A 12,734-nucleotide genomic window follows, 5' to 3' on the forward strand; every position below is an offset into this window, starting at 1 on the left:
GAAACGACCCGCCCGCAACCGGATCGCTCGTTCACCGCTTCTTCAGCGTCATTCCGATGCCTGAACCGCCCAGGTTGACGAACAGCGTCTCGAGCTTGGGATTCGTCGTGATCGCCTTGACGTACGCGGGATCGGCCTGACGGGCACTCATGTTGTGGGCCAGGATGAGGCCGCCTGGGCGAACCAGGGGAAGAAGCTTCTCAAGGTAGTCCAGATAGCCTTCTTTGTCGGCGTCGAGGAACAGGAGGTCGATGGGTTCCTTCAGCTTGGTCACCTCCTTGTGGGCATCACCCTCAACCAGAGTCACGATGGATTCGACCCCGGCGCGTGCGAAGTTCTTGCGGGCCAGGGCCGCACGCCCGGCGTCGACCTCGTACGTGGTCAGCTTGCCACCCGTGGAACGTAACGCCAGACACAGCCAGATCGCCGAGTAGCCGTGGGACGTGCCGATCTCCACCACCTGCTTCGGCGCGATGCTCTCGGTCAGCAGCCGCAAGTAACGACCATCATTGAGCGGGACGCTCATCATCCCTCCTCGTTCGTTCCTGTTCATGTCGTCGAGCACGGCGAGGATCTTCTTCTCAGCGTCATCCTTGGGCAGAGGCGACGAGCTGAAGTCAGGTTGCCCCGCCCACGCTCTGTTGCCCGGCGGGCCTTCCACGCCGCCCGGTCGCCGACCTTCACGTTGCCGTGGACGCTCGCCTCGATCAGGCGGACCGCCCTGGTCCTGCGCGCTGACCACCCATGACAGCAGACCGAGAGTCAGTACGAGAGCCACTGCCGTCCTCTTCATGTCTCTGTTCCTTTCGTTTGTCGGTTGACCAGTCTTCCGAGCTGCCGCACCGGCGCAGACTCAACCGGCAGAACGGTCTGTGGAAAGGACTATTGCCAAAGCCAGTCGCACCCGATGGACTTCGACCGCAGCTTCCGGCCAGATCCTGTCTTAGGACGCCGGCGAGAGCGGTCCTCAGACAGACTATGCCACCCGGCTTCCCTCAACGCCTGTCGCCGGCAGCACAACAGTCACCGCATAGCCGGGGTGAGGACTCACGGTACCCGGCCACCCGTCACCCAGGATTAGGCCGCATGGTATCGTCCTGAAACGCGGTCCTTGGCCTCCCGCTCAACGCCGTCATGCCCGCTCTTACAGCGGTCAGCAGCCTCATCTTCCTCGTTCTCCCCTTGGCCGAGCCAGCGAAGGATGTCATCCTCGGTGGCAACCGGCGTCGTCGTCCCCACAATGCGAAAGATCGTGCCGCACTTGCGGCACCGAGCATGACGGCCGTTGGCCTTGGCCGGCACGCGGTAGGTCGTGCGACACTCGGGGCAGACACATTGGATTTGTTCAAGCATCATTGTCCACCACCTTCCTGCCCAGGCAAGGGCGTCGAAACTGACGGCGACCTCGCCCGACTGGTGTGCAACCGTAGGTACTGTGCCTCGGCGCGATATTAGACACATGTGAACTGTTGACGTTTGGAAAACATCCCCCGAGGAACGGCGCAGGCATCCACAGATCCTGGCCGCAGGCGTGCCCGCAGGCTACTCCTACAACCTGTATGCTGCAAGCGTGGCGACCGAACGAACCGCCGGGGGCCTGTCCCAAGGCCTCACCTGTTGTCGCCCGACGGATCCCAGCCAGAACCGGACGCTTCCATGCGGGCCGCCCAACGAGCCTGCTCCTTCCGCTCTGCCCCGTTGAGCCCACCCGTGCGACCTGCCGCACCTGCCGACCGCGGATCGTTGAGCTGGCAGGGACAGCGGGCAACGGGTCGTCGCAAGCTGTGCGAACACGTGCATTCTCGAGAGGTCGGAGGTAGTCTCTCTTTCATGAGCAGCGACCGTCTGGCCAAAGCGTTCATCTGTTGGCTGGCAGTCCTGGCCCCTGTTCGGGCAACTGCGGCCACACCTGAGGCTCACTCCGCGACCTCCGCGACCAAGCCCGCAGTGCCCCACTATCGTGTCTATCCCCTCCGCAACGGCACCTGCAAGATCGCCGGCAACCACGCGTTTGCCGGTGGGAACAACGCGGAGACGTATGACTACACGCTGTACGTCTGGCTGGTCCTGGGCGGGGACAAACCTATCCTGGTCGACGCGGGGCTCAACAATGTGGCTGAAATGAACCGCGGAGCAGCGCACGTGCTTCGCGAACCAATCAAACAGTGCCCAGATGAATCCGCCCGCGCCCAGCTCCGCAGGTTCGGTCTCAAGCCTGAGGACATCGGCCATGTCCTCGTCACCCACATGCACTTCGACCACGTCGACGGGCTGGACGACTTTCCCAATGCAAAGGTGTACATCGGCAGGAAAGAATGGGGACCCTGGTGCGACGGGCGGATTATGACCCAGTTTGACAGCAACCCTCAGTGGAAAGCCCGGCTTGTCCGCGTCGGTGATGAAGAGATCCTGCCCGGTATCGAGTCCTTCTGGGTCGGTGGTCACACCCCCGGCTCGACGGCGTACCGCATCCAGACCGCCCACGGCCACGCTGTCCTGACCGGCGACACGGTGTCCCTCCTGGCCAACATCGAGAAGGACATCCCGGTTGGCGTCCATGACAACCGCGACGAATGCCTGGCGGCCATGAGGACAATTCGTGAGAAGGCGGACGTGATTCTCCCCAGCCACGATCCCGACACGCCGAACCGCTGGCCGCCGCTCCCCGCTGGTACCCCCAGGTACACTATTCGGGCCATCCGAGTCGGCGAGTGCGAAGTTCGTGACTACATCACATACCAGGATCTGGAGGAGGCCGCTGGCCGGGAAACGAAGACCTACGCTCTCTATGTCTGGCTGATCGAGGGCGGCCCCCGGCCCGTGCTCGTCGAAACCGGCCCCAATCCCAGGTACGTGCAGGCATTCAACCGCGCCACGGCCGCGTACATCCCGGGTGGCGTCAAGCAGAAACCCGAGGAAGATACGCTCCAGGCGCTCAAGCGCGTTGGCGTCGACCCGCTCGCCATCAGTCACGTGATCATCACCCACGCGCATGGTGATCACTACGATTACTACCCCGCCTTTGCCAATGCCCGATTCGTGATCAGCCGGAGGGAGTACGAAGACTGTAAGGATCACCTGGCTGGCGAGGTAGGCAAAGTCCTTGCCGCTCGCCCTGAGCTTCTTCAGCTCGTCGGCGACGAGGAGGTCCTGCCCGGTATTCGTACTGTGCCGCTGGGCTGCCACACGCCCGGCAGCCAAGGCGTGCTGGTTCAGACCCGCCTGGGGCCCGCGATGCTGACCGGCGACGTGGTCTATCGGTACGAGAATATTGAGAAAGACCGCCCTTCGCGCAGCCCCGATCCCAAAGTCTGCCGGGAATCCATGCGTCGAATCCGGTCCCTGGCGGATATCGTCTTGCCTGCCCACGATCCGGAGACCCTGGTGCGCTGGCCGGGCGGTGTGATCGGCCACCCTCTTCCCCCCTGCGCAGACCCGAAATAGCCCAACGCCGGGGACAGTACAATAGGGTCGCTTCGCGGGCGTGCGCCGCGGGAGGCACCCTTCCGACCGGATGATCGGACGGCAGGCGCCAGACCATACAACATGCCGTCTTCGTTCGATGAGCTCAGGCCCACCTCTCGGACGCCGCGCCGGTCATGGGACATCCTCGTGAGTCCGTGAGGCCCCCGCCATCTTCCTCAGACAGCCGTCTCCGCCCGTTGGGCGGTCCAACGCTTGCCTCGTCTGCCGAAGATCTTCTCGATCAGCACGTAGAACAGCGGCGCGAATAGCGTCACCAGAAACGTCGAAGTCACCACGCCACCCAGCACCGCCGTGCCGATGGCCTTCTGGGCTCCCGCGCCCGCCCCGCTCGCAAGCGTTAAGGGCAGAACACCGAATCCGAAGGCCAGCGAGGTCATGACGATCGGACGCAGCCTCAGTTTCGCCGCTTCCAGCGTCGCCTCGATCAGGCCCATTCCTTCGTCCACCCGGGCTTTGGCAAACTGGACGATCAAGATGGCGTTCTTGGTAGTCAGGCCAAGGGTGGTCAACAGTCCGATCTGGAAGTAGACGTCGTTGGGTAACTCCCGGAGGGTCGAGCCGATCACGCCACCAATGACCCCTAAAGGCAAGGCCAGGAGGATCGAGACGGGGATGGGCCAACTCTCGTACAGGGCCGCCAGACACAGGAAGATCACCAGGATGGAGAAGGCATACAGGGGAACCGTCTGGGCACCCGCCTGCCGTTCCTGGTAGGACAGACCGGTCCAGTCATAGCCGAACCCCTGGGGCAGCTGGCGAACGAACTCCTCCATCGCTTTCATGGCCTCCCCGGAGCTACGCCCCGCTGCCGACTCGCCCAGAATGTTGATCGACGGGAAGCCGTTGAACCGCTCCAGCTTCGGGGAGCCGCTGGTCCAATGTCCGGAGGCGAACGAAGAGAAAGGCACCATGCCACCTGTGCTGTTGCGCACGTAAAGCCTCTCGAGATCCCTGGTCAGCATCCGATAGGGAGCATCGGCCTGGGCGTATACTCGCTTCACGCGGCCGCCCTGGATGAAATCGTTGACGTAGGCGCTGCCGAAGGCCGCTGAGATCGTGGCGTGAATGTCGCTGATGGGTACACCCATCGCTCCGGCCTTCTCCCAATCCACGTCAATCCGGTATTCGGGGACGTCCTCCAGCCCGTTGGGTCGGACCTTGGTCAACGCCGAATGCTGGGAGGCCATGCCCAGCAGCTGGTTGCGGGCCGCCATCAGACCGGCGTGGCCCACCCCACCCTGGTCCAGCAGCTGAAAGTCAAACCCCTTGGCTTGGCCCAACTCGACAACCGCCGGCGGCGCAAAGGCAAACACCATGGCGTTACGCATCTGCGAAAACCTGCCCATGGCTCGGGCCGCGACGGCGGTGACCTTGAGCTCCGGGCGGTCGCGGAGCTCCCAGTCCCTGAGCCGCACGAAAGAGAGCCCCACATTCTGCCCCCGGCCGGACATGCTGACGCCGGAAACCGTCATGATCGCCTGGACCGCATCCTTCTCTTGGGTCAGAAAGTAGTCCTTGACCTGTTCCATGATCTCCTTGGTCTGCTCCAGCGTCGAGTTGGCCGGAAGCATGGCCATGACCATCATCATTCCCTGGTCTTCGTCCGGCAGATAGGCGGTGGGCATCTTCTGGAACAGGTATCCCATGGCACCCACGATGAGAAGAAACACCACCACGTAACGCACCTTCTTGACCAGGGAGTGGCTAACCAGCCTCAGGTACCAGTTTCTGGCTCCGAAGAACATGCGATCGAACCAGCGGAAGAACGGCCGCAGCAACCAGATTCCCCCTTCCGCCGCCTCGTGTCCCTTGGGCACCGGCTTCAAGAACGAAGCGCACAACACTGGCGTCAGTACCAGGGCCACTACGACCGAAAGCAGCATCGAGGCGATGATGGTGACGGAGAACTGGCGGTAAATCACCCCCGTGGAGCCGGCAAAGAACGCCATCGGACCGAATACCGCCGAGAGCACCAGGCCAATGCCGATCAGCGCGGAGGTGATCTGGTCCATGGATTTGCGTGTGGCTTCAAAGGGCGAAATCCCTTCCTCGCTCATGATTCGTTCCACGTTCTCCACCACCACAATCGCGTCGTCCACGAGGAGGCCGATGGCCAGCACCATGGCGAACATGGTCAGCATGTTGATGGAAAAGCCGAAGAGACCCAGAACGGCGAAGGTGCCGAGGATCACCACCGGCACCGCGATGGTCGGGATCAGCGTGGCCCGCATGTTGCCCATGAACAGATACATCACCAGAAACACCAGCACGATTGCTTCGACCAGCGTTTTGACCACCTCGATGATGGCCACCTTGACGAACGGGGTGGTGTCGTAGGGATAGACAACCCTCATGCCGGGCGGGAAGAAGTGGCTCAGTTCCTCCAGCTTGGCCCTGACTTTGTTGGCCGTTTCCAGGGCGTTGGCTCCGGCGGCCTGCCGGATCGCCATGGCGGAGGAGGGCTTGCCGTTGTAGAAAGCCTCGATGTCGTAGGTCTCGGTCCCCAGTTCCGCCCGTCCGACGTCCTTGACGCGAACGATCGATCCGTCGGCGTTGGTGCGCAGGGGGATGGCCGCGAACTCGTCAGGGGTCTTGAGCAGACTCTGTACGATGATGGCGGCATTCAGACGCTGGCCTTTCACCGCCGGTGCCCCGCCGAACTGACCAGCGGATACCTCCACATTGTAGGCGCGGAGCGCGAGGACGACATCCTGTATCGTCATCTGGTATTCGGTCAGTCTGTCGGGGTTGAGCCAGATGCGCATCGCATATTGGCTGCCGAATACCTCCACTTCACCCACGCCCGGTACGCGAGACAAGACCTTCTCCAGGTTCGACTGGGCATAGTCACGGAGATCGTTGCCATCCATGCTGCCATCTTCCGAAATCAGACCCACGATCAACAGCCAGTTCCGTGTGCTCTTGCTGACCTTCACGCCCGCCCGCTGAACCACCTCCGGGAGATTGGCCATGGCGAGCTGGAGTTTGTTCTGCACCTGGGCCCACGCCAGGTCCGGATCAGTCCCCGGGGCAAAGGTCAACTCGACACGGGAAGAACCCGATGAATCGCTGGTCGCGGACAAATACAGCATCTTGTCGAAGCCGGTCATCTTCTGCTCGATGATCTGCGTCACGCTGTTCTCGACGGTCTCCGCCGATGCTCCCGGATAGAAGGCACCGATGGCGATGGACGGCGGAGCAATCGGAGGATACTGCGAAATCGGCAGGTTGTAGATCGCCAGACAACCCGCTACCATCATGATGATGGCGATGACCCAGGCGAAGACCGGGCGCTTCAGAAAGAATCTCGATAGCATCGTGCGTCTCCGTCAGTTCGACTGGCCGGCCGGCTGGGAGGGAGTCCCTGGCTGTGTCCCCTGTTTCCGACCGTTCTCAAAGGGGACCTTCTTCACCAAGGCGCCCGGCCGTACTTTCTGAATGCCCTCGACGATCAGCTCATCGCCCGGTGCAAGACCGGAAGAAACAAGACATGTGTCGCCGATCTCGCGGTCAACCGTGATCATCCGCTGCTCGACTTTGTTGTCGCTGCCCACGATCAGGGCGACGGCTTCCCCCTTCGGATTGCGGCTCACGCCTTGCTGCGGGACAAGGATGGCGCGCTCGGCAACCCCCGTCTGGATGATCGCCCTCACGTACATGCCCGGCAACAGCAGCCGATCCGGATTCGGGAACACGATACGCCATGTGAACGACGCCGTACTCGGGTCGACCTTGACATCGCGGAATTGCAGCAAACCTTCCTGGGGATACAGCGATCCGTCATCCAGGAGCAGACGCGCTTGACGCTGGCTGTCGCCGCCGGCGCTGAGCTTGCCGGCCTCCACGCTGCGCTTCAGACGAAGCAACTCGGGAAAGGACTGCTTGACATCCACGTAAATGGGATCGAGCTGGTGAATCGTCGCCAGCGGCGCGGGCTGGTGGGCCGTCACCAGCGCCCCCACCGTGATATTGGACTTCCCGATACGGCCGGAAATGGGAGCCGAGACCGGAGTATAGGACAGATCGATGCGCGCGCTTTCGACCTCCGCCTTGCGCAGAGCCACCGTCGCTTTCGCTTGTTCCAGGGCGGCAGCCGCTTCGTCACAGTCCTGCTGGCTGACCGCTCGACTGGCCAGGGCACTCTGGTAACGCTCTGCCCGCGCCCGAACCGCCGGGACATTCGCTTCCGCAACCGCGAGCGCGGCTTTGGCCCGGTCGTAGGCCGCCTGATACGGAGCTGGATCAATCTGGTAGAGCACATCCCCGGCCCGGACGTCCGCACCTTCATCGAATCGCCGCGATTGAATGATCCCGCTGACCTGAGGACGCACCTCCGCTTCCAGGTAGGGCGATGTCCGCCCGGGCAACTCCGTGGATAGCGGAACCGGCTCCGATGACACCTTGAAAACCGCAACCTCAGGCAACACCATCGGTCCGGCGGGGGGAGGCTGCTGAGAATTGCAGCCCAGGCGGGGTAGTCCCCCGGCCAGAAAACCCAATAGGGCAATTCGTACGTACAATTCAGCCGTTAACATCGCCTACCTCACGTCCTCACGCGACCCAACCAGTAACCACCTTAAGAAGCGGCCGCGTTCGCCGCCATGTTACTCCATGTCCATCGCCGTCGCACTCCACCCACCATCCTCAGGAGGAGCTGCACGCCCGCGTCAATCGCCACCATCCAAACGCCGTCTGCCACCACTCTCCTCCCAGACAAGAACTCAAGAACGCGATGAGACGCGACCGCTTCATCAGACCAGCAGAAAGCCCGCGCCCGGACACAACCACCCTGAGCCTGCCGTTGTACCCAAAGACCAAACCCTGCCCACCCGCCGCCAAACCAGTCAACCTCCGTATTGTTCATACCTGAAAATAAACTACGCGTTAGAGAAACACAAGCAATAACCATAACTGGATTTGAAATACCGGAAAGCGCATGTATACTCAAGCGTCAAGAGAGGTGGAGAATGGCCAACGTCAAGAACAACGCCAGCTCCCAGGAAACTCGGCGCAAGCTCATCGACGCAGCAGGTAAAGTGTTCTCCGAGCGTGGATTACATGCTGCAACACTCAGGGAGATCACCCATCTGGCCGGGGTCAATGCCGCCGCCGTAAACTATCACTTCAGCGATAAGTACGAACTCTACGGCGCAGTCGTTCGCCACGCTGTCGGCCTGACACTCCGCAACCTGCCCGCAGACCAGCTCACGGGTTCTCCCGAAGACCGACTGCGGGCCTTCGTCGCCCACGTGATCAGAGATTCTCACGATCCCGCCCGTCCTGGGTGGCGAACGACGCTCCTCTCCCATGAGCTCAACCAACCAACGACCGCCATGGAGGCCGTCATGGACGAGCTGATCTGGCCTCGTGTCCACTTCGTGAACGGCCTCATTCGCGACATCCTCGGCCCGCAGGCATCAAAGGAGGAGGTCGCGAGGGGGGCGTTCAGCGTGATCGCCCAGATAGTCCACTGCCTCTACAACGCCGGCCTGCTCCGCCGCATCGAGCCGAAACTCGTCGAACCGGAGAACGCCGAGACGCTCGCTGCCCACATCACGGAGTTCTCCCTCGTCGGTCTTCACTCCATGCGCGATCAAAGCCAGAGAAACGCTCCGCAACGCGCGGATCAGGCCGAAGAACGTCTGCCGGGCGAGTGAGCCGCCGGCTCCGTCCACCTTAGCGCAATCTTAACACGATATGAACACGGCCGTAACCGAGCCAAAACATGATGGGGGTGTCGGTCTCGGGTCATCGGCGGTGCTTGGCTTGGACTGGGCCTAAGGGCAACAGGCGGGCGGCCCTCAGAGAAGCCCCCGGCCAGGACTGGGCAAGCACGGCGAACGGGGATTGCGCCCAAGTGTGGGGACGACCCCGCTGCCCTGGCGTGGGGGGCTTGATTGGGTAGTATCCACCTCGCCCGTGTCCTTCGGCACCACGGGGCGATCGTGGGCTCCGGAGAGCTCCGTTCATGACCAAGACACAATGGGCTATCCTGGTCCTGGGGACAGCGGTACTCTGCGGGCAGCCGTGCGCCGGTTGCCGTCGTGACGACGGTCGGACGGTCAATGTGGTCGGATCGACCTCGATTCAGCCCTTCGCGGAGCTGCTGGGCCAGGAATACGGGAAGAAGCATCCCGATCAGATGGTCGACGTCCAGGGCGGAGGCTCGACCGCGGGTGTCCAAGCGGTGGCCAACGGCCTGGCCCACATCGGGATGTGCTCGCGATCCCTCAAAGACGAGGAACGTGACCAGTTCACGCCGATCATCGTCGCCCGCGACGGACTGGCCATCATCGTCCATCCCAGCAACCCCGTCAGCGGCCTCAGTCGCGAGCAGCTTCGAGAGCTGTTCAGTGGGAGCATCAAGAACTGGAAGGAGGTTGGTGGCAAGGACGGACCGGTTCGTCCCATCACCCGCGAAGAAGGCTCGGGCACCCGTGAGAGTTTCGTCAGCCTGGTGATGGGTAAGACGCGGATCTCCCGCGCTGCCCTGACCCAGGAATCTAACGGGGCGGTCAAGGAACTGGTGCGCGGCGATCCGGCGGCCATCGGGTACATGTCCTTGGGGCTGGTGGGGGGCGAAATCAAGGCCCTCTCGGTCGACGGCGAGAAGCCCCACGCGGCAAACGTCCTGACCGGAGGGTACAAGCTCGTTCGGCCGTTCCTGTTCGTAACCAGAGGTGCACCTACTCCCGAGGCCCAGCAGTTCATCGCGTTCGTGCTTTCATCCGAAGGACAGAAGGTCCTGGAGAGCGAAGGGTTGATCAGAGCCCAATGAAACAGGACAGGGTCATCAGTGCCATTCTGACGTTGATTGCGTTCTCGGCCATCCTTGGCCTGGCGGTCATCACGTTCTTCATTTTCAGGGAGGGTCTGCCGATCCTCCTGCGGATCGGCGGGCGGGAGTTCTTCCTCTCATCTGACTGGGAGCCGAAGGAGGAGCATTTTGGCGTCTTCTCCATGATCGTCGGCTCGCTCCTCGTCACCTTTGGCGCTATGGTGGTCGGGGTCGTCTTCAGTGTCGGCCTGGCCATCATGCTGACTCAGTTCTCCCCGCCAAAGCTGACCGCCGTCCTGAAACCAGTCATCGAACTCCTGGCCGGGATCCCCTCGGTGGTTTACGGATTCGTGGGCGTGGTCACACTGGTGCCGCTTGTTCGCGACTACCTCGGCGGACCCGGACTCTCCGTGCTGACCGCTTCGATCGTCCTCGGTATCATGGTCTTGCCCACCGTCACCAGTATCTCGATCGACGCCCTGCGGGCCGTCCCGCGCCCCTACTATGAAGGCTCTATCGCCCTCGGTGCCACCCGGTGGCAGACCACTCACATGGTCATGCTCAAGGCCGCCCGGTCCGGGATTGTGGCGGCGATCATCCTGGGCATGGGGCGGGCGGTCGGGGAGACCATGGCGGTGATCATGATCGCCGGCAACGCTCTGGAGATCCCACACGGCGTCCTTGATCCCGTACGCACGCTGACCAGCAACATCGCCCTGGAAATGGGCTATGCGTCCGGCCATCATCGTCAGGCGCTCTTCGCGACTGGAGTCACCCTGTTCGTGATCATCATGATACTCAACACGATCGCGCTCGCCGTCTCCCGTCGACGCGTCGGGGGAAGGAACTCGAAATGAGGCTCTCGCCGGTCATTGCCGAGCGGATGACAGTCACGTTCATGTGGATCATGGCCGCCGTCACCATTGGCGTGCTGCTGTTCATCATCGCCTTCATCCTGGTCCACGGGCTGCCGCACCTGACCTGGGAGTTCCTCACGCACTCGCCCGAGAGCATGGGTCGCAAGGGCGGCATCTTCCCCATGATCGTCGGCACCTTGATCGTGGCCGGCCTCGCCGTGCTCATCGCCGCCCCGATCGGCGTGGCCACCGCGATCTACCTCACGGAATACACGCGCGAGGGGCGGCTCACGGCCGTGATCCGCTTCGGGGCTGACTGCTTGGCGGGTATTCCCTCCATCATCTTCGGCCTGTTCGGATTCGTCTTCTTCGCGATCACTTTGAAGCTCGGCCTGTCGGTGATCTCCGGGGCCCTGACGCTCGCCCTGATGGTGTTGCCGACCATCATTCGGACCAGCGAGGAAGCGATCCGTGCCGTGCCCTACGCTTACCGGGAGGTCAGTTACGGTCTGGGCAGTACCCGCTGGCAGATGGTGTGGCATGTGGTGCTCCAGTCCGCACTGCCAGGAATCGGAACGGGAATCGTGCTCTCCCTCGGGCGGAGTATCAGCGAGACAGCGGCAGTCATGCTCACCGCCGGCTCCGCCCTCGGTTTGCCGCATTCCCTCTTCGACTCCTCGCGGACGCTGGCCCTGCACTTCTACATCCTCTCACGCGAGGGAATCTCCATGTCCAACGCATACGCCACCGCATCCGTGCTGGTGATCTCGATCCTGGTAATCAACCTCTGCGCCTACTGGCTCATGCACAGGTTCGTTGCCAAGGGAGGCCGCCATGGGTGACACTGGCCGCCAGGCCAAGATGCGGGTTCGGGACTTCACCGCGGGCTTCGGGGGCGAACCGGTGCTCAGGAGTCTCAGCCTCGACATTCTGCCCAACGAGCGACTCGCCATCATCGGACCGGCCGCCAGCGGCAAAACCACTTTCCTGCGATGCCTGAACCGACTCAATGACCTTGATCGCGGGTTCACTCGCACCGGCCAGATTCTCCTCGACGATCAAGATATCTACGAACCCGCGATGGACGTGGCCCAGCTCCGCCGCCGGATCGGCATGGTCTACGCGGTCCCCGTCCCGCTACCGTGGTCAATCCATGAGAACCTGGTCTACGGACTCAAGCTGTTGGGTATACGAGACCGTACCGAACACGACCGGCGGATCGAGGCGGCTCTCAAGGGCGCAGTCCTTTGGGACGAGGTCAAAGACCGCCTCCAGGAACCGGCCCGCAACCTCTCCGGTGGCCAGCAGCAGCGTCTGTGCCTGGCCCGGGTGTTGGCCCTCGAACCAGAAGTGCTCATCCTGGACGAGCCGTGCTCCGGGCTGGATCCCATTTCAACGGCCAAGATCGAAGACGCTCTCCTCGACCTCAAGGCCAGGCACTCCATCGTGCTGGTGACCAACAATACCAAACAGGCCGCCCGGGCGTCGGATCGGACGGCGTTCCTCCTGATGGGAGAGTTGATCGAAATCGGTCCGACAGGACAGCTGTTCAGTCGCCCGACGCATCAGCGAACCAACGACTACCTGGTCGGGCAGTTCGGATAGGCACGGAG

Annotated in this window: 10 protein-coding genes; 6 read left to right on the forward strand and 4 right to left on the reverse strand. The window is 62.5% G+C overall.

The window, feature by feature from the left end:
- Window positions 1-31: 31 nt before the first annotated feature.
- Both KA354_02915 and KA354_02920 read right to left on the reverse strand, forming a co-directional pair.
- Window positions 32-793, reverse strand: a complete 762-nt coding sequence (locus KA354_02915; GenBank protein ID MBP7933578.1) for a class I SAM-dependent methyltransferase — start codon at window positions 791-793, stop codon at window positions 32-34.
- Between the two features lie 284 nt (window positions 794-1,077).
- The gene (locus KA354_02920; GenBank protein MBP7933579.1) at window positions 1,078-1,356 is read right to left on the reverse strand and encodes a hypothetical protein; all 279 of its coding nucleotides are present in this window, start codon (window positions 1,354-1,356) and stop codon (window positions 1,078-1,080) included.
- Window positions 1,357-1,830: 474 nt separating this feature from the next.
- Here KA354_02920 and KA354_02925 point away from each other — a divergent pair, with 474 nt between their 5' ends.
- Complete coding sequence (locus KA354_02925; protein ID MBP7933580.1) at window positions 1,831-3,444, forward strand: N-acyl homoserine lactonase family protein; 1,614 nt, start codon at window positions 1,831-1,833, stop codon at window positions 3,442-3,444.
- A 197-nt stretch (window positions 3,445-3,641) separates the two neighbouring features.
- Here KA354_02925 and KA354_02930 read toward each other — a convergent pair whose 3' ends face one another.
- Window positions 3,642-6,803, reverse strand: coding sequence for an efflux RND transporter permease subunit (locus KA354_02930; GenBank protein MBP7933581.1), 3,162 nt, complete (start codon window positions 6,801-6,803; stop codon window positions 3,642-3,644).
- A 12-nt stretch (window positions 6,804-6,815) separates the two neighbouring features.
- Window positions 6,816-8,021 (reverse strand): efflux RND transporter periplasmic adaptor subunit, encoded by a 1,206-nt coding sequence (locus KA354_02935; GenBank protein ID MBP7933582.1) that lies wholly within the window; start codon window positions 8,019-8,021, stop codon window positions 6,816-6,818.
- 432 nt (window positions 8,022-8,453) lie between these two features.
- Here KA354_02935 and KA354_02940 point away from each other — a divergent pair, with 432 nt between their 5' ends.
- The 5 genes from KA354_02940 to KA354_02960 all read left to right on the forward strand — a co-directional run bounded on the left by KA354_02940 (window position 8,454) and on the right by KA354_02960 (window position 12,726).
- On the forward strand, window positions 8,454-9,143 hold the full coding sequence (locus KA354_02940; GenBank protein MBP7933583.1) for a TetR/AcrR family transcriptional regulator: 690 nt from the start codon (window positions 8,454-8,456) through the stop codon (window positions 9,141-9,143).
- Window positions 9,144-9,454: 311 nt separating this feature from the next.
- A complete protein-coding gene (locus tag KA354_02945) occupies window positions 9,455-10,264 on the forward strand; it encodes a phosphate ABC transporter substrate-binding protein (GenBank protein MBP7933584.1) in 810 nt (269 codons plus the stop codon).
- Window positions 10,261-11,121 carry a phosphate ABC transporter permease subunit PstC gene (gene pstC / locus KA354_02950; protein MBP7933585.1) on the forward strand — a complete coding sequence of 287 codons (861 nt, stop codon included), beginning with the start codon at window positions 10,261-10,263 and terminating at the stop codon, window positions 11,119-11,121. Before KA354_02945 ends, pstC begins: the two co-directional genes overlap by 4 nt.
- Window positions 11,118-11,963: a phosphate ABC transporter permease PstA gene (gene pstA / locus KA354_02955; protein MBP7933586.1), complete on the forward strand. Its 846-nt coding sequence runs from the start codon at window positions 11,118-11,120 to the stop codon at window positions 11,961-11,963. The genes pstC and pstA overlap by 4 nt, the downstream gene beginning before the upstream one ends.
- Before the next feature lie 19 nt (window positions 11,964-11,982).
- A complete protein-coding gene (locus KA354_02960; protein MBP7933587.1) occupies window positions 11,983-12,726 on the forward strand; it encodes a phosphate ABC transporter ATP-binding protein in 744 nt (247 codons plus the stop codon).
- Window positions 12,727-12,734: the final 8 nt, after the last annotated feature.

It is taken from the genome of Phycisphaerae bacterium (assembly GCA_018003015.1).
In the GTDB taxonomy this organism is placed as follows: Bacteria; Planctomycetota; Phycisphaerae; order UBA1845; family PWPN01; genus JAGNEZ01.